Annotated in this window: 21 protein-coding genes; 10 read left to right on the forward strand and 11 right to left on the reverse strand. The window is 62.7% G+C overall.

Features of this window, described 5'->3' with window-relative positions:
* Positions 1-30: 30 nt before the first annotated feature.
* On the forward strand, positions 31-915 hold the full coding sequence (locus NKI25_RS17455; protein WP_023679920.1) for an NmrA/HSCARG family protein: 885 nt from the start codon (positions 31-33) through the stop codon (positions 913-915).
* A gap of 48 nt (positions 916-963) precedes the next feature.
* Positions 964-1,236, forward strand: coding sequence for a DUF2798 domain-containing protein (locus NKI25_RS17460; protein ID WP_023679921.1), 273 nt, complete (start codon positions 964-966; stop codon positions 1,234-1,236).
* A 90-nt stretch (positions 1,237-1,326) separates the two neighbouring features.
* On the opposite strand, the gene NKI25_RS17465 is transcribed toward NKI25_RS17460, so the two are convergent.
* From NKI25_RS17465 to NKI25_RS17490, 6 genes are all read right to left on the reverse strand, one after another.
* Positions 1,327-1,974: a YiaD family glycine zipper/OmpA-like lipoprotein gene (locus NKI25_RS17465; RefSeq protein WP_023679922.1), complete on the reverse strand. Its 648-nt coding sequence runs from the start codon at positions 1,972-1,974 to the stop codon at positions 1,327-1,329.
* A 174-nt stretch (positions 1,975-2,148) separates the two neighbouring features.
* The gene (locus tag NKI25_RS17470; RefSeq protein WP_023679923.1) at positions 2,149-2,517 is read right to left on the reverse strand and encodes a GFA family protein; all 369 of its coding nucleotides are present in this window, start codon (positions 2,515-2,517) and stop codon (positions 2,149-2,151) included.
* Between the two features lie 177 nt (positions 2,518-2,694).
* Entirely contained in the window at positions 2,695-3,081 is a 387-nt protein-coding gene (locus NKI25_RS17475; RefSeq protein WP_031212810.1) for a hypothetical protein, read from the reverse strand.
* A gap of 473 nt (positions 3,082-3,554) precedes the next feature.
* A protein-coding gene (gene prfB / locus NKI25_RS17480) for a peptide chain release factor 2 (RefSeq protein WP_156937454.1) occupies positions 3,555-4,686 on the reverse strand; the annotation gives its coding sequence in 2 pieces (ribosomal slippage) (positions 3,555-4,619 and positions 4,621-4,686; 1,131 coding nt in all).
* A 133-nt stretch (positions 4,687-4,819) separates the two neighbouring features.
* The gene (locus NKI25_RS17485) at positions 4,820-7,276 is read right to left on the reverse strand and encodes a penicillin-binding protein 1A (protein WP_023679927.1); all 2,457 of its coding nucleotides are present in this window, start codon (positions 7,274-7,276) and stop codon (positions 4,820-4,822) included.
* Between the two features lie 214 nt (positions 7,277-7,490).
* A complete protein-coding gene (locus tag NKI25_RS17490) occupies positions 7,491-8,753 on the reverse strand; it encodes an N-acetylmuramoyl-L-alanine amidase (RefSeq protein ID WP_352593831.1) in 1,263 nt (420 codons plus the stop codon).
* Positions 8,754-9,419: 666 nt separating this feature from the next.
* Here NKI25_RS17490 and NKI25_RS17495 point away from each other — a divergent pair.
* A complete protein-coding gene (locus NKI25_RS17495) occupies positions 9,420-12,386 on the forward strand; it encodes an Rne/Rng family ribonuclease (protein ID WP_352998858.1) in 2,967 nt (988 codons plus the stop codon).
* 200 nt (positions 12,387-12,586) lie between these two features.
* On the opposite strand, the gene NKI25_RS17500 is transcribed toward NKI25_RS17495, so the two are convergent.
* Together NKI25_RS17500 and NKI25_RS17505 are read right to left on the reverse strand one after the other, a co-directional pair.
* Positions 12,587-13,552, reverse strand: coding sequence for a glutaminase (locus tag NKI25_RS17500; protein ID WP_352998860.1), 966 nt, complete (start codon positions 13,550-13,552; stop codon positions 12,587-12,589).
* 11 nt (positions 13,553-13,563) lie between these two features.
* A complete protein-coding gene (locus NKI25_RS17505; RefSeq protein WP_352998862.1) occupies positions 13,564-14,712 on the reverse strand; it encodes a pyridoxal phosphate-dependent aminotransferase in 1,149 nt (382 codons plus the stop codon).
* 145 nt (positions 14,713-14,857) lie between these two features.
* On the opposite strand from NKI25_RS17505, the gene NKI25_RS17510 reads away from it, so the two are divergent.
* The 6 genes from NKI25_RS17510 (at position 14,858) to aat (ending at position 20,206) form a co-directional block, all read left to right on the forward strand.
* Positions 14,858-16,252 (forward strand): M48 family metalloprotease, encoded by a 1,395-nt coding sequence (locus NKI25_RS17510; protein ID WP_352748111.1) that lies wholly within the window; start codon positions 14,858-14,860, stop codon positions 16,250-16,252.
* 70 nt (positions 16,253-16,322) lie between these two features.
* Positions 16,323-17,126, forward strand: a complete 804-nt coding sequence (locus NKI25_RS17515; protein WP_023674825.1) for a DsbA family protein — start codon at positions 16,323-16,325, stop codon at positions 17,124-17,126.
* A gap of 164 nt (positions 17,127-17,290) precedes the next feature.
* Positions 17,291-17,725, forward strand: coding sequence for a type II 3-dehydroquinate dehydratase (gene aroQ, locus NKI25_RS17520; protein ID WP_031211260.1), 435 nt, complete (start codon positions 17,291-17,293; stop codon positions 17,723-17,725).
* Between the two features lie 26 nt (positions 17,726-17,751).
* Positions 17,752-18,210, forward strand: a complete 459-nt coding sequence (accB, locus tag NKI25_RS17525; RefSeq protein ID WP_023674823.1) for an acetyl-CoA carboxylase biotin carboxyl carrier protein — start codon at positions 17,752-17,754, stop codon at positions 18,208-18,210.
* Between the two features lie 19 nt (positions 18,211-18,229).
* Positions 18,230-19,573 carry an acetyl-CoA carboxylase biotin carboxylase subunit gene (gene accC / locus NKI25_RS17530; RefSeq protein WP_352829315.1) on the forward strand — a complete coding sequence of 448 codons (1,344 nt, stop codon included), beginning with the start codon at positions 18,230-18,232 and terminating at the stop codon, positions 19,571-19,573.
* 15 nt (positions 19,574-19,588) lie between these two features.
* Positions 19,589-20,206: a leucyl/phenylalanyl-tRNA--protein transferase gene (aat, locus tag NKI25_RS17535; RefSeq protein WP_023674821.1), complete on the forward strand. Its 618-nt coding sequence runs from the start codon at positions 19,589-19,591 to the stop codon at positions 20,204-20,206.
* An 83-nt stretch (positions 20,207-20,289) separates the two neighbouring features.
* Here the strand turns inward: aat and NKI25_RS17540 are convergent, their stop codons facing one another.
* The 3 genes from NKI25_RS17540 to NKI25_RS17550 all read right to left on the reverse strand — a co-directional run bounded on the left by NKI25_RS17540 (position 20,290) and on the right by NKI25_RS17550 (position 21,799).
* The gene (locus NKI25_RS17540) at positions 20,290-20,658 is read right to left on the reverse strand and encodes a hypothetical protein (protein ID WP_352593854.1); all 369 of its coding nucleotides are present in this window, start codon (positions 20,656-20,658) and stop codon (positions 20,290-20,292) included.
* Positions 20,659-20,746: 88 nt separating this feature from the next.
* Entirely contained in the window at positions 20,747-21,229 is a 483-nt protein-coding gene (locus NKI25_RS17545; RefSeq protein WP_352451095.1) for a DUF2155 domain-containing protein, read from the reverse strand.
* 171 nt (positions 21,230-21,400) lie between these two features.
* Complete coding sequence (locus tag NKI25_RS17550; RefSeq protein ID WP_023674818.1) at positions 21,401-21,799, reverse strand: NADH:ubiquinone oxidoreductase subunit NDUFA12; 399 nt, start codon at positions 21,797-21,799, stop codon at positions 21,401-21,403.
* A gap of 255 nt (positions 21,800-22,054) precedes the next feature.
* On the opposite strand from NKI25_RS17550, the gene NKI25_RS17555 reads away from it, so the two are divergent.
* A complete protein-coding gene (locus tag NKI25_RS17555; RefSeq protein ID WP_352829314.1) occupies positions 22,055-23,215 on the forward strand; it encodes a helix-turn-helix transcriptional regulator in 1,161 nt (386 codons plus the stop codon).
* Positions 23,216-23,338: the final 123 nt, after the last annotated feature.

Raw genomic sequence — 23,338 nt, forward strand, 5'->3', positions numbered from 1 at the left:
GAAAGGCAGACTTGAGGGAAGGAGATCGTCATGCGAACACCCAGTCCAACGGTCCTGATCGTAGGCGCCGCAGGCCGCGTTGCCGGTTTGGTGGTGCCTGAACTCGTCCGCCGCAATGCCAGGATTCGGGCGCTTGTTCGTGACGCCGCGAGTGCCGAAAAAGCCCAGAAAGCCGGTGCATCCGAGATCGCGATCGGAGATCTGCGCGACCATCGGAGCCTTGAGCAGGCCGTGGAAGGTGTCGACGGTGTCTTTCACATCGGACCGGCCTTTGCTCCCGACGAAGCCGCCATGGGGGTTGCCATGGTTGAGGCGGCGGCGCGAGCAGGCGTTCGAAAGTTCGTCTTTTCGTCGGTGATCCAGCCGACCAATACGAGGCTGGAAAACCATGCAAGCAAGGTACCCGTTGAAGCTGCCCTCTATTCGACGAACATGGAGTACACCATTCTGCACCCGGCCAATTTCATGCAAAATATCGCGGCGGCCTGGCCGTCCGTCGTCGAGCACGGCGTTTTCGCCGAGCCGTTTCCAAGGACGGCGAAGCTCGCCCGCGTCGACTATCGCGATGTGGCTGAAGTTGCGGCAATCGCACTGACCGAAGCGCGTTTGTCCTATGCGACCCTCGAGCTGTGCGCCGACGGTATGCACAGCCGCGAAGAGGTCGTCGCCATGATGAGCGAAGCGCTTGGCCGGCCGGTTTCGGCGGGCGAGCCGACATTTCAGGACTGGGCGGCGAAGGCCCGCCTTCCCTATACGGACCGGCAGTTGCAGATGCTGGCCAAAGTACACAGCCACTACGCCAAATACGGCCTCGGCGGGAACAGCCTGACGTTGCGTGCCGTGCTTGGCCGCGAGCCGCGTTCGCTGCGAAGCTTCATTCGGGAATTGGCGCTGCAGACGGCATATGCCGCCTGATCGTCCTCACAATAGCGCCTACGCATATTTTTTTATTAGGAGATTTCGATGCAAGCATCACCGGACCGAGCCTTCAAGTTGAGAAAGCTGCCGCCCTCCTACGGCGCGGTGGTGATGCCGTTGGTTCTTTCGATTCTGATGTCCTCGATTGTCTCGGCGGTTTCGACGGCAATCGGCGCAGGCTGGACGAACGGGTTTATAGCGGCCTGGAGCTATGCGTGGGGCGCTTCATGGCTTGTTGCGTTTCCCAGCCTGCTGATTGTGCTTCCGATCGTGCGCCGGATCGTTGCCGCAATTGTCGATCAGCCGGCCCGGTCCTGATATCGCGAACGAAGGGCGCCGGCGGCCGGTGGTCCGGCATAACCATTAGAGCGGCCCCTTGCGGGGCCGCTCTCGGTTCATGTGCTTGCCTCAGGTGAGCGGCGACAGCTGGATCTCGACGCGGCGGTTCTGAGCCCGGCCGGCAGCCGTCGCATTGGAGGCGATCGGACGCGTCTTGCCGAAGCCGGTGACGGCGAAGCGGCGGGAATCGACGCCCTGTCCGGACAGATAGTTGGCGACCGCCAAAGCACGGCGCTGCGACAGGTCGAAATTGTGCTCGTCGCCGCCGGTCGAGTCGGTGTGGCCGAACACGTCGACGGTGGTCTGCCGGAACTTTTTCAGCACAAGGGCAACCGAATTCAGCACCGGATAGAAACCGGCCTTCACCGCGTCCTGGTCGACGTTGAAGGTGATGTCGGACGGCATATTGAGGATGATCTGGTCGCCGGTGCGGGTGACGCTGACGCCGGTGCCCTGAAGCTGTCGGCGCAGTTCGGCCTCGTTCTGGTCCATGGTGGCACCGATGGCACCGCCGGCAAGCGCGCCGATGCCCGCGCCGATCAGCGCGTTGCGGCGGTCGTTACCGCCGGCAAGCATGCCGAGCCCGGCACCCGCCAAAGCACCGAGACCGGCGCCGGCAGCGGTGTTGGAAACCTTCTGTTCCCCGGTGTAGGGATCGGTGGTGCATGCGCTCACGAGCACAGCCGTCGCCACGACGGCGAGCACAATCTTTTTCATATGGTGGTCCCTCTCCATTCCACGGTCGCGCAACGGCGCACCGCATCAGCCCTTCCAGCGACTTGTACCATGAAATGCGGCGAAAAACGGACCAGCAAAAGCCGTTGCCGCGGCTTTCCCCGGCTCAATTCCACACGCCTGCAGCGGCTCGCGCGACCACCCCAATTCGATCGGCTACCAGAGATTCTTGCCGTCGATGACCACCACTTCGACCTTGTCGAGATCGAAATCGTCGAACAGCCGCGAGTTCACGCTGATCTTCGGATTGTCGAAATTCGGCTCGCCTGTCGACCAGTCCGGCGTCTCGGTGAAGGTGCCGCAGCCGCAGGTGGCGCAAAAACCGTGTTTTATGGTTTTCGATCCCCACTGGTAGAACGAAACATTCTCCGGCGGGCTGGTGAGTCTGAATTGCGATGGGGTGTAATAGGCCCACAACGAACCGCGTTTCGAACAGAAGGAACAGGTGCATCGCGTCACTGTCTGCGGCGCTTGCGAAACCTCGAACGTCGTCGCCTTGCAGTGGCAGCTTGCCTTGATGGTCATGAATTGGTCCCTCACAATGCCGCCGCCCCGTACGGCAAAGGCAGCATAAAGAAACGCTCCTGACAACTGCCGGTCAGCAGACCTGTGAGCCTGCGATGCACAGATCGAAGGCCCATCGATCCAAAACCGCTGCACACGCTCGGGTCAGCCCGTGGGCAAGCTTTTGGGCGTCATGCGCTAGTAGGACGATGGGGGCACGAACAGGCAGATGGTCTTTCCGTCATTGGCACCGGCAACGGAGCACCAATGATATTCGCCGTCGGGCGAATTCTTGATCCGCTTGTCGCTATAGGCCACGACTTCCCCGGTTCCTTTGATGACATAGCCCTCGGGACGTTCGCTGATCGATGTCTGAGAGACCTCGCGGCAATCATAGCCCGAGCAGCAGGAGAACGGATAGCTCCAGCCTTGCGGCATTGCCGCGGTCGGCTTGGCATCATGCGCCAGAGCAGGCGCCGCAAATGGAATGGCGGCAGCAATCAAAACCACTGCCGCGACAAGTGAATTCAGGAGTCGGCGCGCCGTGCGGGCGACTGGGGCCGGTCTGGTTGTGAGAGCAGGCATGAGCGCAGTTCCTATCAACGGTTGTCAAGCATTTCGCTTGCCCGTTCCCGGAACGTGTCTTCCCAGTGGCCGGATCGTCAGGTCGCAGATACGCCGCGTCCGGCCATAAATGCTTTTTTCCTCCCCAGCGCATGAATGCTGGGCTGATTCCTTGGTTGGCGCAAGGAATTGCTGTCGCAATCGAACGCCGACCTCTGCAGCCGGAACCAACCTGCCGCCCTGGTTGACGAACCTCGTCGACCCCCGGCAGAGGGATCGCCAATAACGGGATTTGGCTCGCGCTGGTTCCAGGCTTGGCACCGGCAGGCCCGAGGCATCCGCGTCAAAAGCGGAAATCGATTTTGAAAAACTCTACGAAAAACAAAGTTGTAGAACGACAGGTAGGTGCAAATTGAGAGCTCGTCACTCTCGCACGATGGCCGTAACTCTCGCGTGATGAACCCACATTCCTGCCGGATTGGTGCCCGGCGGCCTCAGTCGATATCGGCCACCGTTTCGCCGGCGCCACCCTCGATCCGCTGCGACAGCGAGGCTTCCATGAAATCATCGAGGTCGCCGTCGAGCACGCTCGACGGGCTGGTGCTCTCGACACCGGTGCGCAGATCTTTCACCAACTGATAGGGCTGCAGCACGTAGGACCGTATCTGGTGGCCCCAGCCGATATCGCTCTTCGACGCTTCCGTGGCGTCCGCCACCGCTTCGCGCTTCTTCAGCTCTTCCTCGTAAAGCCGCGAGCGCAGCATTTCCCAGGCCTTGGCCTTGTTCTTGTGCTGGGAGCGCTCGGCCTGGCAGGCAACCGCGATGCCGGTGGCGAGATGGGTTATGCGCACGGCCGAATCGGTGGTGTTGACGTGCTGGCCGCCCGATCCCGACGACCGATACGTGTCGATACGGACGTCGGATTCGGAAACGTCGATGTCGATCGTATCGTCGATGACGGGATAGACCCAGACGCTGGCGAAGGAGGTGTGGCGGCGCGCATTGCTGTCATAGGGCGAAATCCGCACGAGACGATGCACGCCGGATTCCGTCTTCAGCCAGCCGTAGGCGTTGTGGCCCTTGATCAGCAGCGTGGCGGACTTGATGCCGGCTTCTTCACCGTCATGTACTTCCAGCACTTCGACCTTGAAGCGGCGGCGCTCGGCCCAGCGCGTATACATGCGCAGAAGCATCGAGGCCCAGTCCTGGCTTTCGGTGCCGCCGGCGCCAGCATGGACTTCCAGATAGCTATCGTTGGCGTCAGCCTCGCCCGACAGCAGCGTTTCGATCTGGCGCGCCTTGGCCTCGCCGCGCATCGAGCGGATCGCCGCTTCGGCCTCCGCGATTACGCCCTCGTCGCCCTCTTCCTCGCCAAGCTCGATCAGGCCGATATTGTCTTCCAGGGCCTGGGTGAGGCCTTTGACCGCGGCAATACCTTCCTCGAGGCCCTGACGCTCGCGCATCAGCTTTTGCGCTTCCAGCGGCTCGTTCCAGAGGCTCGAATCCTCGGCACGGACATTCAGGTACTCAAGCCGCTTTATGGCTTGATCCCAGTCAAAGATGCCTCCTCAGCAGGGTTATCGCCTGCCTGATCTCGTCGACAATATTTTGCGTTTCCGCGCGCATGGCTGGCTGTTCTGTCCTGTTGCTAAATGGCGGCTTGATGGCGCGATACATAGGGACGGCACCGGCCCCTGTAAAGCGGAATGGGCCGGCTCGACCATCATCGTCAAGTCGGCCCGACCCGATGTAGCGATTGTCAGTAGAGCCCGCCGCCGCCCGACTGGATGGCCTGGTTGGCCTGCGGCGACAGCGCCCCGCCGGTGGCGTTGGAGCCGTCCGCACCCATGCCGATCACCCAATAGCTGTCGGCGGGACCGGTACCCGGCTTGAAGGCTTCGGTGATGGTTCCGGCGTCGCCCGCGTTGGCTCGCATGCCGGTCTTGCGATTGATCGCAATCAGCTTCATGCCTTCCGGAACCTTGAAGTCGACATTGGGCGTGCCATCCAGCGCCACGCGCATGAAATCCTTGAAGATCGGCGCGGCAAGGCCGCCGCCGGTCGCGCCCTTGCCAAGACCTTTCGGCTGATCGTAGCCCATATAGAGGCCGACAACGAGGTTCGGCGTATAGCCGATGAACCAGGCATCCTTTTCGTCGTTGGTCGTTCCGGTCTTGCCGGCGATGTGACGGCCAAGCTCGTTGATGGTGGCGCCGGTACCGCGTTGCACGACGCCCTCCATCATCGATGTGATCTGGTAGGCGGTCATCGGATCGAGCACCTGCTCGGAGTTGTCGACCAGCTCCGGCTCTGGCTGGTCCTGCCACTCGGCGGCATTGCAGTTCGAGCAGCCGCGTTCGTCCTGCCTAAAGACGGTCTTGCCGTAGCGATCCTGGATGCGGTCGATCAGCGACGGCTTGATCGACTTGCCGCCATTGGCCATGATCGAATAGGCCGACACCATGCGCATCACCGTCGTCTCGCCGGATCCCAGCGCCATCGGCAGATACGGCGCCAGGTGGTCGTAGACGCCGAAACGCTCGGCATATTCCACGACCAGCTTCATGCCCATGTCGTTGGCAAGCCGCACCGTCATCAGATTGCGCGATTTCTCGATGCCGGAGCGCAACGTCGCCGGGCCGGCCACCGTTCCGTCGTAGTTCTTGGGCGTCCAGGTCGTGTTGCCGCTCTGGATGGTGATCGGCCCGTCCATGATCACGGAGGCGGGGGTATAGCCATTGTCGAGGGCGGCCGAATAGACGATCGGCTTGAACGACGATCCCGGCTGGCGCATGGCCTGCGTCGCCCGGTTGAACTCCGATTGCGCGTAGGAGAAACCGCCGACCATGGCCAGGACGCGTCCGGTATGCGGGTCCATGGCGATCAGGCCGCCTTCCACTTCGGGAACCTGGCGCAAGCTGTAGCTGTTGTCCGAGCCGTCGTTCTTCTGCACGAAAATCACGTCGCCCGGCTTCAACACGTCGGCGGGCGACTTCGCCTTGACGGTCCTGCCGTCGACCACGTGGCGCATGGCGAAGCTCATGTCTTCCTTGCTGACAGTGCCTTCGACGCGGTCCTTGACGATTTCGCCGGAGATCTGGCGCGTCGGCTGCAGGCCGATGGACAGGCCGGTGGCCGAGCTGTCGAGCACGACGGCGAGCGACCATTCCGGCACGTCCTCCAACCGCTTGACGTTGCCCAGCGGCACGCCCCAGTCGCCGGAAACGTCGATGCTCGTGACCGGCCCGCGGTAGCCGCGCAGCGTGTCGAACTTCATAAGTCCGTTCTGCATGGCCTTGCGGGCAATCAGCTGCATCTTCGGATCGAGCGTCGTGCGGACGGAAAGGCCGCCCTCGTAGAGCGCATTCTCGCCATAGCGCGCGATGATCTGGCGACGCACTTCCTCGGTGAAATACTCCCCGGCGAAGAGATAGTTGCCGGTGCGGCGCGGCGTGACGCCGAGCGGCTCGGCCTTGGCCTTCTCGCCTTCCTCATGCGTGACGTAACCGTTCTCGACCATCTGGTCGATCACCCAGTTGCGGCGCTCCAAGGCGCGATCGGCATGCTTGAAGGGATGGTAGTTGTTCGGCCCCTTCGGCAGAGAGGCGAGATAGGCGGCTTCGGCCACGGTGAGCTCGTTCACCGATTTGTCGAAATAGGTTAGCGCAGCACCGGCGACGCCATAGGCGCCGAAGCCGAAGAAAATCTCGTTGAGATAGAGCTCGAGAATGCGATCCTTCGAGTAGGCCTGCTCGATGCGGAAGGCGAGGATCATCTCCTTGATCTTGCGCTCGTAGGTCTGGTCTGAAGACAACAGGAAGTTCTTCGCCACCTGCTGGGTGATGGTCGAGGCGCCGACCTGGCGCTTTCCCGAGCCAACATTCTGCAGGTTGACGACAATGGCCCGGCCAAGGCCGGTCACGTCGATGCCGGGGTGATTGTAAAAGTTCTTGTCCTCGGCCGACAGGAAGGCCGCCTTGACACGATCCGGGATCGCCTGAATCGGCAGATAAAGCCGCCGCTCACGCGCATATTCGGCCATCAGCGCGCCATCCGACGCGTGGATGCGGGTCGTCACCGGCGGCTCGTATTTGGCCAGCACCTCGTAATCGGGCAGGTCCTTCGACAAATGGCCGATATAGATCGCCACGCCCGCCGCGACCAAAAGGGCCAGCGTCGTGCCGATGCCGAAGAAATAGCCAATGAGACGAATCATACCCGCTCCAGTCCTTGGTTCGGGAATTTCCTAAACGAAGCCGCCCTTCGCGCAAGCTTTCGGGACGATCCCAAACCGTAATCGCAAAACCCATGTCGCGACCATGTGGGCAAAATACGGCAGCGTGGAATTTCGGTTTCGAATGCCGGAAATAAAAGCACAGGGTGTTGTCGCCGTGCAACGCTGCTTCAGGTTGTGGGCGCCGGCGGACATTTCAGCCTCCGGCCCCCGTTCCGCTCTTGGCCGAAGCAAATAGGGCAACGGCGTTGGTTATGCTCTGGGTCGCCTTGTTGCGCCAATCGGCGCTGAGCAATTGCGCTTCGTCCTTGGCGTTCGACAGATAGCCGAGTTCGACCAGCACGGATGGAACGTCCGGCGCTTTCAGCACCTTGAAGCCGGCAGAACGCTGCGGGTTGTTGATCAGACCGACGCTGGTGGAAAGCTGTCCGACGAGAGTATGGGCGAAGCTCATCGAAAAATTATGCGTCTCGCGGCGGATCAGGTCGATCAGGATATCGGTCACTTCCTTGCTGTCGTCCTTGATCTCCATGCCGGCGAACTGGTCGGAAAGATTTTCACGGTCGGCAAGCGCCTGCGCCTCGGGATCGGAAGCCTTGTCGGACACGGTGTAGACCGTTGCGCCGCGAATGCCCTTGAGGCTGATCGTGTCGGCATGGATCGAGATGAGCAGGTCGGCCTCATGCTGGCGGGCAATGCGCACGCGGTCGTCGAGCCGCAGGAACACGTCGGTCTCACGTGTCAGGAACACGTCGTATTTGCCGCCGGCGGCGAGCTTGTCGCGCAGTTCCATGGCGAAGGCGAGCGTCACGTTCTTCTCGACCGTCCCGTTCAGGCCCTCGGCGCCGCCGTCGATGCCGCCATGGCCGGGATCGATGACGACGGTGAAACGATGGCCCGGATTGGAGACCGGCCCGGTACCGACCCTGCCGGCCTTGTCGGCGGAGACCGTCGAACCGGTGGTCAGCGCCTGATTGGCGAGCGCTGCGTCGAATTCCCGCTGCGAGGCCGCCGACATGTCGATGGCGATGCGGTAGCCGTTGCCGTCATCGTTCTTGAGCACGTCGAGATTGTCGACGGCGAACGGTCCCTTGCCGGTGAGAATCAGCCGCGATTTCCCCTCGCCGAGTCCGCCGTAACGCACGGCGCGGACAAGCCCGCGCGGCTTCATATCCTTGGCATTGAGGGCGAATCTCGTGGCCGGGAGATCGATGACCAGGCGATTGGGGCCGCGCAGCAGGAACCATTTGATGTCGGGCTCGCGGTCGAAATTGATGACGATACGCATCTTGGTGGCATCGCCGGCCATCTTGTAGCTTATGGCACCGAGCGGTGCGTCGGCAGCACGCGAAAGCGGCGAAAAGACCAGGCAAGCCAGGATCAGCGGCAGCAGGCAGGCGGTGCGGAAGAACCAGCCTCCATGATGACGGCCCTTGTCTGCGAAGCCTGCCAGTCCCATCTTTCTACCAATCGCTCCCGTTGGCGTCATGCCCGATCGCTTGTCGAAGTGCCCTATTGCTTGTCAAAGTGCTGGCAGGCCGCGAACTCGATTAACGATTGGTATCCAGAGAAGGTTAACCAAGCCTTTTCATGGAAGGCTTGGAACCGGGGCTTCCGCTGCGGAACGGCTTTTTGCCGGCATCGGGAATCGGGGTTGCCTTCCAACCCGCCAAATCATAAAAGCGATGGTGGATCACTGCAATCCTGGAACCGTCCTCCTCCGCAGCTTCCTGCTACAGGTCAGACGCAAGACGGCTCCTTTCGCTTCAGGCGAAGAAGGCATCGGTGATCGCGACGATTTTCGCAGGCGTGCTCCCGTGGCGGGGGAATCGCCTGCGTGAGCAAAACGGCCGGGATTGTCCCGTGCCGGCTCTGTATGAGCAAACAAGCTGGTCCGGTTTTTTCCGGGCTTTGGTTCAAAAGGTTCTGCTGGTGACGATGGCTTCAAGCGCAATCATGGAAAGGTCCGCAACAAACCGCGCCACTACGGCTGCGGGCGGCACCGCCATGGCGCTCAGGCAGCGGCCGGCGGACGTTCAATTGTCCGGCACCCATGTTCCAGGTCCACGGCAGCGGGCAGTGTCCTGCAAGCTGCGGCCGACGGCTGCCGGGAGGAAACGAAATAATGCCCAACAAAATGCTGATAGACGCCTCCCACCCGGAGGAAACACGCGTTGTCGTCGTTCGCGGTAACCGTATTGAAGAATTCGACTTTGAATCCCAGGACAAGAAGCAGCTCAAAGGAAACATCTATCTCGCCCGCGTAACGCGCGTCGAACCTTCCCTCCAGGCAGCCTTTGTCGAATATGGCGGCAACCGTCACGGTTTCCTCGCCTTCAGTGAAATACATCCCGACTACTACCAGATTCCGGTCGCCGACCGTCAGGCGCTGCTGCGTGCGGAAGCACAGGAAGCCCAGGACGAAGAGGACGAGGAAGCCGAAGGCGAGGACCGCCAGAGCCGCGACCGTGGCAAGCGCGGACGCCGGCGCGGCGGCAAGAGCCGCGACCGCGGCGAGCACAGGCGCGAGGCAGGCGCGGCCGACGGTGAGAATGGCGAGAACGGCGAAGATGCCGTCGCAGAAAAGCTGGATGCCGTTGCCGACAACACCACGTCCGACACTGCCGGACAGAGCGAGGATGCCGCTGGACAGATTGAAGAAGTCGCTGATAGCGGCGAGACCGAGCCTTCCGAAGGCGGATCGAGTTCCATCGCTGCCAGCGTCGATGCCGACGTAATCTCCGAAGCCGTCCCACAAGTCGAGACAGGCGGGGCCGAGACAAGCGGCGAAGCGACGTCCGAAGACAATGATCGCGGCATGCTGGAGGAGGTGCAATCCTCGCATCCGGACGATCACGAGATCGAATCGGTCGGCGCTGAAGACGCGCTCGAAGAAGTGCGCAACCGCCGCAAGCCGGTGCGCCGCCAGTACAAGATTCAGGAAGTGATCAAGCGCCGGCAGATCCTGCTGGTACAGGTCGTCAAGGAAGAGCGCGGCAACAAGGGTGCAGCGCTGACCACCTACCTGTCGCTGGCCGGCCGCTATTCGGTGCTGATGCCGAACACGGCACGCGGCGGCGGTATTTCGCGCAAGATCACCAATGCGCAGGACCGCAAGCGGCTGAAGGAAGTGGTCGCCGATCTCGAAGTGCCGCAAGGCATGGGTGTCATCCTGCGTACGGCCGGCGAAAGCCGCACCAAGGCAGAGATCAAGCGCGACTACGAATATTTGATGCGACTTTGGGAAAATGTTCGCAATCTGACGCTGCAATCGACGGCCCCTGCCCTGGTCTATGAGGAAGGCAGCCTGATCAAGCGCTCGGTGCGCGACCTCTACAACAAGGATATCGACGAGATCCTGGTTTCCGGCGAAGAAGGCTACCGTGAGGCCAAGGACTTCATGCGCATGCTGATGCCGAGCCACGCCAAGGTGGTTCAGCCGTTCCGCGACACGACGCCAATCTTTGTGCGCAACGGCATCGAAGCGCAGCTCGACCGCATGCTGCAGCCGCAGGTGACGCTGAAGAGCGGCGGCTACATCATCATCAACCAGACGGAAGCGCTGGTCGCCATCGACGTCAATTCGGGCCGTTCCACCAAGGAGCACTCGATCGAGGACACCGCACTTCACACCAATCTGGAAGCCGCCGAGGAAGTCGCCCGGCAATTGAGGCTGCGCGATCTCGCCGGCCTCATCGTCATCGACTTCATCGATATGGAGGAGAACCGCAACAACCGCTCCGTCGAGAAGCGGCTGAAGGATCACCTCAAGAACGATCGTGCCCGCATCCAGGTCGGCCGCATCTCGCATTTCGGCCTGATGGAGATGTCGCGCCAGCGCATCCGTGCCAGCGTGCTGGAATCGACCATGAAGCCTTGCCCGCATTGCGGCGGCACCGGCCATGTGCGCTCCGATTCGTCGGTCGCGCTGATGGTGGTGCGGGCAATCGAGGAATTCCTGCTCAAGGATTCGCGCAGCCACATCACGGTGCGGACGCCGGCGGCGACCGCGCTCTATGTGCTCAATCACAAGCGCGGCACGCTGGTGGAATTCGAGCACCGCTTCGGCGTGACCATCACCATCGAAGCCGATGACGCGGTCGGTGCACAACACTATGCCATCTTCCGCGGCGCGCTGGCCGAAAAGCCGGAAGGCTTTGTCGAGGCGCGCACGTTCCCGGCCTATGTCGAGCCGGAAGAACCCGAGGACGAGATCGTCATCGAAGAGGAAGACGAGGCACCGGTGCAGGCCGAGCAGCCACGCCCTGCCCAGCAGCCGCAGCAGCCAAGGTCCGGCGAGGACGGCGAAGGCCGCGATCGCAAGCGCCGCAAGCGCCGCAGACGGCGCGGCGGCAAGGATCGTGAACACGGGGATCGTGAACACGGGGAACGTGAACACGCCGATCGCGAGCATGGCGCTGCTGTGGAAGGTGCTTCCGTTTCGGCGCCGATAGACGATGCCTTCGTAGCCGCCGGCGATCAAGGCGCCGAAGCGGAACGTGAAACGCCGGCCGGTGTTGCCGAAACGGCGGAAGCGGCGGACGACGGTCACGGCAAGAAGCGCCGGCGCGGCAAGCGCGGCGGCAAGCGCAATCGTCGTGAGGACGGCGAGGACGGCTTGGAAGCTGCCCCCGGCGAGCCAGCCGCCATGACGGAAGGTGCCGTGTCGGAAGCAGAGCCCGTAACCGGCGAGCCGGAAGGTGCGCCGCCGGCCGAAGAGCTTGCGGTGCTCGCTCCGGCGAACGACGACATGCCGAGCGCCGAAAAGCCGAAGAAGCCGCGCCGTGCCGCCAAGCCGAAGAAGGTTGCGGCGGATGCGGTTGCCGAGATTGCGGGCGCCGATACATCGGCTGCCGAGGCCGCCTCAGTGACTTCCGGCGAGACCCCCACGCCGGTTCCGCAGGAGACCGAAGCGGCGGCTGCCGAGGAAACGCCGAAGGTCCGGCCGTCGCGGCGCAAGCCCGTACCGGTGGATGCTCCGGTCGTGCCGGTCGTCTCCTCGATCGTCCCCGACGAGGCAAAGACCGAGGAAGCAAAGGCTGAGGACAAGCCGAAGCGTGCCGGCTGGTGGCAACGGAAGGGCTTTTTCTAAGCCTTTCCGTGCATTAGCCAGACTTTCTGATTAAAAAAAATCCCGCGCGGCCGGGGGGGCGCGCGGGGTTTTTTTTGGGCCAAATGAGGGGGCAGGCACCAGAGCGGAAAGGATTTTAATTTAATTGGGGCTTGCGGTCTAACTGTTTGTTTTGCCGCATTTGTGCGGACGCCAAATGATTCCATTTGGCTGCAAAATGCTTATGGCGCGAAGATCGACCAGTTCATCGTCTTCGCCAATTTTTCCAACGCGATCGAGCCCAGCCTGGAATTGCCGTTGGCATTAAGGCCGGGCGACCAGACGGCAAGCGAGGCGACGCCCGGCACGATCCCCAATATGCCGCCGCCAACGCCGCTCTTGCCGGGAATGCCGACGCGGAAAGCGAAGTCGCCGGAGCCGTCATAGTGGCCGCAGGTCAGCATCATCGCGCCGATGCGGCGGGCGCGCTCTGCCGAGACGACGGAATGCCCGGTCGCCGGGTTCTTGCCGCCATTGGCGAGGAAGCGGCCGGCCAGGGCCAGTTGCCGGCAGCTCATGGCGATAGCGCAATGGTGGAAATAGACGCCCAGCGCCAGTTCCGGCGCATGGTGGAGATTCCCGAACGATTTCATGTAATTGGCAAGCGCGAAATTGCGAAAGCCGGTCGCGCGTTCGGACGCCGCGACCTCGCGGTCGATGATGATGGTGTCGTCATCGGCCAGGAACTGGATGAAGCGCAGGATCTCGCCGATCGCCTCGCGCGGCTGATGGCCGGCAAGCAGGATGTCGGAGACGACGATGGCGCCGGCATTGATGAATGGATTGCGCGGAATGCCGTTCTCGTGCTCGAGCTGGACGATCGAGTTGAACGGATTGCCCGAAGGTTCGCGCCCAACCCGCTGCCACAGCGCGTCGCCGACATTGCCGAGCGCCAGCGTCAGCGTGAACACCTTTGAGATGCTCTGGATCGAAAACGCCTCGTCGGCATCGCCCGCGGTCAGCACGCGGCCGTCATTGGTCACCGCGGCGATGCCGAATTTTTTCGGATCGATCTTGCCGAGCTGGGGAATATAGCTGGCGACGTCGCCGCGATCGGTACGCTCCGCCATTTCGGCGGCGACCTCGCGCAACGCCTGTTCAAGCTGTGGCGCCTGTTCAAGTTGAGGCGCCTGTTCAAGCTCCGGCATCGTCGCCCCCGCTACTTCAGCCAGCGTTCGATACGCGCCATCGCCTCGACCATGTCGTCGTGGCTGCCGGCATAGGAAAAGCGCATCGTGCGATGGCCTTGCAGCGGGTCGAAATCGCGGCCCGGCGTCGCCGCCACATGCGCCTCGGCAAGCATCCGGCGCGCAAACGCCATGCTGTCATTGGTGTGCCTGGTGACGTCGCAGAAGGCGTAGAACGCGCCGTCCATAGGCGCGGCCAAAGCAAAGCCGAGCTCCGGCAGGCGTTGCATCAGGAGCTCGCGGTTCCAGGCATAGCGCGCCTTCACCGCTTCCAGCTCTGGCGTCGCCTTGAATGCCTCGATCGCGGCAATCTGGGACAGTTCGGGCGGCGAGATGTAGAGGCTCTGGGCGATGCGCTCGACCGGCCGCACCAGTTCCTGCGGCAGCACCATCCAGCCGATGCGCCAGCCGGTCATGCAATAATATTTCGAGAAGGAATTGATCACCGTCACATCCGCGCCGAAAGCAAGCGCCGTCGTGTCGGGCGCCGCATAGGCCAGCCGGTGATAGATTTCGTCCGACATGACGGCGATGCCGAGCTCTTGCGCCGTCTCGACCAGCGCCTCGAGATCGCCGGCGGGGATGACCGCGCCGGTCGGGTTGGCCGGGCTGGCGAACAGCACGCCCTTCAGCGGTTTTTCGCGATGCGCGGCTTGCAGGTGCTCGGCATGCAGATAGGCGCCGCCGTCCAACTCGATCTCGGCGATGTCGATGCCGAGCGCGGCCATGATGTTGCGATAGGCAGGATAGCCGGGCGCAGCGATGGCGACGCGGTCGCCTGGATCGAACATTGCCAGGAAAGCGAGGTTGAAGGCAGCCGACGATCCGGTGGTGACGGCTATCCGCTCGGGCGAAACGTCAAGCCCGTAGTGCTCGCCATAATGCGCCGCGATCGCCTTGCGCAGGCCGGCGAGGCCCAGCGCGTCGGTATAGCCGATGCGGCCTGCTTTCAAGGCATTGGCCGCCGCTTCGCGAACCCCGGCCGGCGCCGGATCGGAAGGCTGGCCGACGGCCATGGAAACGACCGGCAGGCCCTTGGCTTTCAGCCGATTCGCCTCGGCCAGGATGTCCATGGCATGGAACGGTTCGACCGCGCCGCGGCGCGAAAGCGAAACAACCATTTTTCAATCCACCACACTTGTCCGCACGTGCCGGCCATGCTGGCCGCGCCGCACAAATGCCCGATTGGTGTGGGGATCACAAGTTCGGTAAGTTTAGGCTGCCGACTTTTCATCCTTCGCCCACTCGTCTACCAGTGGACCTGCCATGTTGAGCCGACCCAAATCGACGATCGCCAGGACAGCGCGCGCCCTCGCGACGCTTTCGCTTGCCGCGGTGGTCGCCATGGCCGGCTCGGTCAATGCCTTTGCGCAGAATGTGCCGGTTGTGCGCGATGCCGAGATCGAGGCGCTGGTGCGCGATTACGCGCGGCCGATCTTCAAGGCGGCGGGCTTGTCGGGCGACGCCATCAACATCGTGCTGGTCAACGACCAGAGCTTCAACGCCTTTGTTGCCGGCCGCCGCCTGTTCATCAACACCGGCGCGCTGATGACGGCCGAAACGCCCAACGAGATCATTGGCGTCATTGCCCACGAGGCCGGCCATATCGCCGGCGGACACCAGCAGAAATTGCGAGAACAGCTCGAGCGCGCCAAGACGATGGCGATCCTGGCGACGCTGCTTGGCGCCGGCGCCATGGTGGCCGGCGCCACCAGCAACAGCCGCGGTCTCGCCGGCGCCGGCATGGGCGTGGTGGCCGGCGGCGGCGAGATGGCGCAACGCAGTATCCTCGCTTATCAGCGCACCGAAGAGATGACCGCCGACCGTTCGGCGATCACCTATCTCAATGCAACCGGCCAGTCCGGCATGGGCATGCTGAAGACGTTTGGCCGCTTCCAGAACGCATTGTCGCTCTCGGGCGCGCAAGTCGATCCCTACAGGATCAGCCATCCGATGCCGCAGGAGCGTATCGCCAATCTCGAAGTGCTGGTGAAGCAGAGCCCTTACGTCGACAAGGTCGACCCGCCGGCACTGCAGCAGCGCCACGACATGATGCGCATAAAGATCGCCGCCTACATGCAGGGCCAGGCGGCGGCGTCGCGATTGATGCGCAAGAACCCCGGCAGCGTCGCCTCACGCTATGGCGACGCGCAGATGACCTATCTGTTCGGCAATCTGGCGTCGGCGCTCACCAAGACCAACGCGTTGATCAAGGAACAGCCGAAAAATCCCTATTTCCAGGAATTACGCGGCGACATCCTGATGAAGGCGAACCGGCCGAAGGATGCGGCGGACGCCTATGCCAAGTCGGTCAGCCTCGATCCGGCGCGATCGGGGCTGCTGCCGGTCTCTTACGGCCAGGCGCTGATGGCGATCGGCACGCAGGATTCGCTGAAGAAGGCGGTGGCGCAGATCAACACCGGCCTCGGACGGGATCGCGAAAACGCCGCCGGATACCGCTATCTGGCACAGGCTTACGGGGAACTCGGCAACATCCCGGCCGCCGAGCTTGCAACCGCCGAAGGGCATTTCTATTCCGGCGACTACAAGAATGCGAAAATCTTCGCCATGCGGGCGCAGCAGAGCATGAAGCGGGGCGAGCCGGGCTGGCTTCGCGCGCAGGACATTATAAACTACGCACCATCAGGTAAGAAGAAGTGAACCTTTCGGACGCAGGCTGCGACACAGCCAAACCGGGCGGACCCGAACACGGGCAAGAGGATCGAGGATCATGACCAAGGCAATTCTGCTGGGCACTACCGGAGTGGCAGCGGCTCTCGCCATGCTGGCGTTCGGCTTCGTCGCCGGCAATCCGCAGACGGCGAAGGCCGGCACGGCGCAGCTTGCCCAGACGGCGTCCTCGGGTACCAAGCTCGACCGCACCGAAGTCGAAGGCATCGTCCGCGACTATCTCCTGAAGAACCCGGAAGTGCTTCTGGAGGCACAGCAGGCACTCGAGGCCAAGCAGAAGGAAGAACAGCGCGTCGCCAGTCTCGGCGTCATCAAAGACGCCAAGGACCAGATCTTCAATTCCTCATTCGACGGTGTTGTCGGCAATCCGAACGGCAAGGTCACCATCGTCGAATTCTATGATTATAATTGCGGCTACTGCAAACGCGCCATCGACGACATGCGCGCGCTGACCAAGGCCGATCCGGACCTGCGCTTCGTACTCAAGGAGTTCCCGATTCTCGGCCCGGATTCGCAGAAGGCGAGCGTCGTCTCGATGGCCTTCCATTTGATGAAGCCGGAGAAATACGGCGAATTCCACAATGCGCTGCTCGGCGGCCAGGGGCGCGCCACCGAGGCGGCGGCAATCAAGGTGGCGCTGTCGCTCGGCGCCGACGAGGCGGCGCTGCGCGAAAAGATGAAGGACCCGAGCATCACCGAGGCCTTCTCCAAGACCTATGACCTCGCCACCAAGCTCGCCATCACCGGAACGCCGTCCTATGTCGTCGGCAACGAGGTGGTGTTCGGCGCGCTTGGCCAGGAAGTGCTGGCCGAAAAGATCGAGGCGGCGAAGGCCGCGCTCTGATCAGCATTCGGGTTTCGATTAGGCTGCGGGTTTCCGGCACCGGCCGTTTTTCCGGCTGTTGTGGACGGCGAAAGAACGCACTTGCGCTCTTTTCGCCAGCGTCTATGCCCATTATAGAGGGTCCGGCGCGCCGGCTTAGCCGCGCCGGGAAAGGTCGGCATATTTTGAAAACGGTTTTCGTCCTGAACGGCCCCAATCTCAACGCGCTCGGCAAGCGCGAGCCAGGCATCTATGGCGGCAAGACGCTTGCCGCGATCGCCGACGACTGCAAGCAGGCAGGTGCCGCACTTGGGCTGGAGATCGATTTCCGCCAGTCGAACCATGAGGGCGACCTCGTCGACTGGATCCAGGAGGCCGCCGACAAGGCCGCCGCGATCGTCATCAATCCGGGCGCCTACGGCCATACCTCGATCGCCATTCACGATGCCATCCGCGCTGTCGCGCCGCTGCCGGTCGCTGAGGTGCATCTCTCCAACATCCACGCGCGGGAACCATTCCGCCACGTGTCCATGGTCGCGCCGGTCGCCGTCGGCATGATCTGCGGGTTCGGGCCGCTCGGCTACACGCTGGCGCTGCAGGCGCTGGCTGCACGCCTATGACCGGCCAACAAACAGAAGGCTCGAAAATGTCGATAAAGAAGAACGGTGTTGACCAGCAGCTGATCCGCGATCTGGCGGGCATACTGAACGACACCAACCTGACCGAGATCGAGGTCGAGCTGGGCGATCTGAAGGTGCGCGTCTCGCGGCAGGCCCCGGCCGTCCATGCCGTCGCCACAGCTCAGCCGGCCTATGCCCCGGCAGCCGCGCAGCCTGCGGCAGCGGCCGCGCCGGCGACGCCCGACGTGTCGAAGAACGCCGTTGCCTCGCCGATGGTCGGCACCGCCTATCTGGCACCGTCGCCTGACGCCAGGCCGTTCATCGAAATCGGCCAGAAGGTCAAGGAAGGCCAGACGCTGCTGATCATCGAAGCAATGAAGACGATGAACCAGATCCCCTCGCCGCGCGCCGGCACGGTGACGGCGATCCTGTTTGAAGATGCGCAGCCGGTCGAATATGGTATGCCGCTCGTCGTGATCGAGTAGAGCCGGGAACAGGCGAAAGATGTTCCAGAAAATCCTCATCGCCAATCGCGGCGAAATCGCCCTCAGGGTGCTGCGCGCCTGCAAGGAGCTCGGCATCCAGACGGTGGTGGTGCATTCGACCGCCGACGCCGACGCCATGCATGTGCGTCTCGCCGACGAGAGCGTCTGCATCGGCCCGCCGCCGTCGCGCGACAGCTATCTCAACATCCACCAGATCGTCGCCGCCTGCGAGATCACCGGCGCCGACGCGGTGCATCCCGGCTACGGTTTTCTGTCGGAGAACGCCAAGTTCGCTGACATCCTCGCCGCGCACAACATCACCTTCATCGGCCCGACCGGCGACCATATCCGCATCATGGGTGACAAGATCGAGGCCAAGCGTACCGCAAAACGCCTCGGCATTCCCGTGGTGCCCGGCTCCGACGGCGCGGTCACCGAGGACAAGGAAGCCGAGCGCATTGCCGCCGCGATCGGCTACCCCGTAATCATCAAGGCGTCGGCCGGCGGCGGCGGGCGCGGCATGAAAGTGGCGCGTAGCGAGGCCGATCTCGAGGTGGCGCTGCAGACGGCACGCTCGGAGGCGGGTGCGGCCTTCGGCGACGACGCAGTCTATATCGAGAAATATCTGCAGAAGCCGCGCCATATCGAAGTGCAGGTGTTCGGCGACGGCGCCGGGCGCGGCGTGCATTTCGGCGAGCGCGACTGCTCGCTGCAGCGCCGCCACCAGAAGGTCTGGGAAGAAGCGCCCTCGCCGGCGCTCAATGCCGAGGAGCGCGCGCATATTGGCGGCGTCTGCGCCAGGGCGATCGCCGATCTCGGCTATTCCGGCGCCGGCACCATCGAATTCCTCTATGAGGACGGCGAGTTCTATTTCATCGAGATGAACACGCGCCTGCAGGTCGAACATCCGGTGACCGAGGCGATTACCGGCATCGACCTCGTGCACGAGCAGATCCGCGTCGCCTCGGGCGGCGGACTTTCGGTGCGCCAGGAGGACATCCGCTTCCACGGCCATGCCATCGAATGCCGCATCAATGCCGAGGATCCGCGCACCTTCACCCCCTCGCCGGGCACCATCACCCATTTCCACACGCCGGGCGGCCTCGGCATCCGTGTCGATTCCGGCGTCTATTCCGGCTACAAGATCCCGCCCTACTACGACAGCCTAATCGGCAAGCTGATCGTGCATGGCCGCAACCGCGTCGAATGCATGATGCGGCTGCGGCGCGCGCTCGACGAATTCGTCGTCGACGGCATCAAGACGACGCTGCCACTGTTTCGCGACCTCGTTGGCAACGCCGACATCGCTAATGGCGACTACGATATCCACTGGCTGGAAAAATACCTGGCCGAAGGCGAGTGATACAGGGGCGAAGCGATGACCCGTCCCTACGCACCCGGTTATCGCATCCCGACCGACCTTTTGCTCAAAGCCTATGCCTCCGGCGTCTTCCCGATGGCCGAAAGCGCCAATGACCCCGAAGTATTCTGGGTGCGGCCGGAGACGCGCGGCATCATTCCGCTCGACGGGTTCCACATACCGAAAAGCCTGAGAAAGACGATCCGCAAGAACCTGTTCGAGTTCCGCATCGATTTCGACTTCGAGGCGACGATCGAGGCCTGCGCCGAAAGGCGCGAGGAACGTCGGTCGACCTGGATCAACGCGCCGATCCGCGAAGCCTATATCGAGTTGCATCGGATGGGCCATTGCCATTCGGTCGAGGCCTGGCACAACGACCGATTGGTCGGGGGGCTCTACGGCGTATCGCTCGGCCGCGTGTTCTTCGGCGAGAGCATGTTCGCCAGGGAGACCGACGCATCAAAGGCCTGCCTGGTTCACCTCGTCGAACGCCTGAAGGCGCGTGGCTTTGCACTGCTCGATACGCAGTTCACCACCGAGCATCTCAAACGCTTCGGTGCAATCGACGTGCCGCGCGGCAAGTACGAGAAGATGCTGGCCGAGGCGCTGAAGGGCGAGGCCGTGTTTTTTCCATAAACTGGTATGGTTCATCGTTTCACAGAAACAAAATTCCGGACGGAAAGCCGTTCACACTTTCCCGGAATTGCTCTTGCGGCCGGTCAGCCTTTTGCTGCCGTCACCAGCGGCGTCTGTGCGTGGAACATCATCTTCCAGCCATTGACGCGATGGACATAGCCGGTGCTGACCAGCGCCGCATAGGCTTCGCCATCTTGCCGCGTCGCACGCGCCTCGTAGGTCAGCATGACGATGTCGCTGCCCGGCTCGATGATGCCCTTGAGATCGATGTCGAGATCGCGCCAGCGGTTCGGATCCGTGGCAGTTGCGGCCAGATCGGTATTGCTCATCACCCGCGCCATCTGCGGGAAGGCCACCAGGCAGTCGGTATCGGCATTGGCCTTGAAATAGTCGGCACCGCCGCTCCAGAATCCCCTTTCGATGTCGAGAAGTTCGTTCTTGTTGGCCATCATCATGGCAACCTCCTCCGTAGAGAGGCACCAACGCTCGGGCAACGCGGCGGTTCCGCAGGGCGCGGTATCCGCCGCGCACTGACAGATTCTAGTTGGTTTTGGGGGCGGCGGGTGCCGGCACGTCGGACTTCTGCTTGCAGCCCTTCAGCCAGATATCATAGACGGCATGCTCGACGGCGTTGATCCCGGGGCTTTCGGCAAACATCCAGCCGGTGAAGATACGGCGTATTTTCCGGTCGAGCGTGATCTCGTCGACCTCGACGAACGAATCCGTCTTCGGCTCTTCGTTTTCGGGCCGCGAATAGCAGATGCGCGGCGTCACCTGCAAAGCGCCGAACTGCACCGTCTCGTCGATATAAACATCGAAGGTGATGATACGACCGGTGATCTTGTCGATGCCGGCGAATTCAGCGACGGGATTGGTGATGCGCTCGGATACTGCGGGTGCTGCAGGCGCCACCGACGCGTCCGGCGCAGGCGGCGCCAACTCCTGCGCAGCAGCAAGCGCCACCATAGAAGCGAGAACGACCGCGGTTAATCCGCCCGTCAAAATTCGGCTGAACATGCTCATGCAAGGTCCGGTGGTTTGCGCCCGGGTGATTCTCTTAACGCCAAGGCTAGTTGCTGCTGTCGGATCAGCAAACAGCTAAACAGCAATTGTGGCGACAAAGGACCGCCCTCGTGGGGACCGCCCTCGTGGGGACCGCCCCCGTGGGGACCGCGCGCGTGTCGCGGCGATCGATCACGAACCAGGCGTCCAGGCGTCGTAGTCGCCCGTCACCTGCGGACGATGCTGGTTGGTCAGCACCGAGCCTTTCGGGCGATAGGCCGCGGGGCTGCCGGTGAGGTTCGGCACATGCGGCTTTTGCCAGTCGCGTGGCTTGTAGTCTTCGCTTGGCGGCGCAACGTCGACACGGTGATGGATCCAGCCATGCCAGCCGGGCGGAATCGCCGAGGCTTCCGAATAGTCGCGGTAGATGACCCAGCGGCGGGTGCGGCCTTCCGAATCGACGCCGCCCTCATAGTAGACGTTGCCAACCTCGTCCTGCCCGACCTTCTTGCCGTGCCGCCAGGTGTGGAAGCGCGTTCCCAATGTCTGGCTGTTCCACCAGGTGAAAAACTGCAGAAGGAAAGTCTTCATCCAAATCCTCGTGGCAAGTCCTTGAAGCAAGTCCTCGCGGCGGCTGCGGCGCCTGTTCCTGCTTATGGCGTCACGGCATTGCGAAGGCAAGGGTCTTGCCGCAACCGGCGAGCAAATGGCTGACGGGAAAGCGATACGTTCATGCTATTTTCGCGGCCGCCCGAAGCAGATGAAATGGGTTGTTGGCAACCTTACGCAGCGTTATTCTAGGAGTTGAAGCTTCGTTGCCTCAAGGACGGCAAATGAGAGGGGCTCATGTCATCGCTGGCGGGCACGGCCGGTCGCGCATTGCCGCAGGTCGTTGAGGCGATCTACGATTCGATTGCCGACGTCGACCGCTGGCAGGCGACACTCGAGGCCATCTGCAACCTGGCGGAAGGCCAGCTTGCCATGCTCGCCGTCATCGACACGATCAGCAGCTCCGCGCGGTTTTCGGTGTCTTGCGGCGATCCCGCAGTTCTTGAGCCGTTGAAGCATGACTACGGCTCGCAAGTGCCGTTCTATGCGGCGGTTCCCAAGATGGAGATCGACGTGCCGTTCACCGTCGATTCGATCTACGCCCTGCAAGGTCCGGATACGCGACAGAGATGGCTCGAAAGCCGCATCGTGCGCGAATGGGTGCAACCCAACCGCCTGGACGATTTCTTCTGGGTGGCGTTGATGAAGCGGCCGACCCGGATCGGCACGCTGATGGTGGTTACCGACAAGGACAGGCGCCAGATTTCCCGCGAGGATATCGAGCTTGTCTGCCTGTTGGCGCCGCATGTGCGGCGCGCGGTGACCATCGGCGACCTGTTCGAGGCCGAGCGGCGCAAGGCCGAAATCTTCCGCTCCATCATCGAAAGCCTCGACCATCCGGTGCTGATCGTCGCCGAAGACATGACCATCATCTTCGCCAACCCGTCAGCCGAAGCGCTGCTCGCCGAAAACATCTCGGTTGCTTGCGTGCGCGGCCAGCTTTCCTTCACCTATGCCAATGCCAATGCCGCGATCGGCCGCGCCGTCCAGCTCGGCACGCGCGACGAATTCGCGCTCGGACCTTGCGGCATCAACATTCCCCTGGCCAGGACGGTCGTTCCGGCGGTGGCCCATGTCATGCCGCTGGCGCGGCGTGAAATCTCGGCGCGCATCTCGCAACGCGCCGCCGCAGCGATCTTCATCGCCGCAGCCGGTTCGACACCGACCCCGGCGCTGGACGCCATTGCGGCGCTGTTCGGACTGACCGCGGCAGAAAGGCGCGTCGCCGGTCACGTTGCCGCCGGCCTGACGCGAAAGGAAATCGCCGCGGCCGGCGGCGTCTCGGACGGCACCGTCAAGTCGCAGCTGGCGACGATCTTCGACAAGACCGGTACAGGCGATCAGCGCGAGCTCGAACTGTTGATGCGCGAATTGTCGCCACCCTTGCGCTCCAGGTGATTTTGCTCAGGTTCCCCGGACCGGCAGCGGTCCAGAAGACTCGGCCGGCAAGTTTTTCAAGCCCTGACACCATCGTCCGCAAAATCTGGGAAACGAAACCGGCATCGTTGCAATTCGGCCAAA

Source organism: Mesorhizobium sp. M0808 (genome assembly GCF_040320025.1).
Taxonomy (GTDB): domain Bacteria; phylum Pseudomonadota; class Alphaproteobacteria; order Rhizobiales; family Rhizobiaceae; genus Mesorhizobium.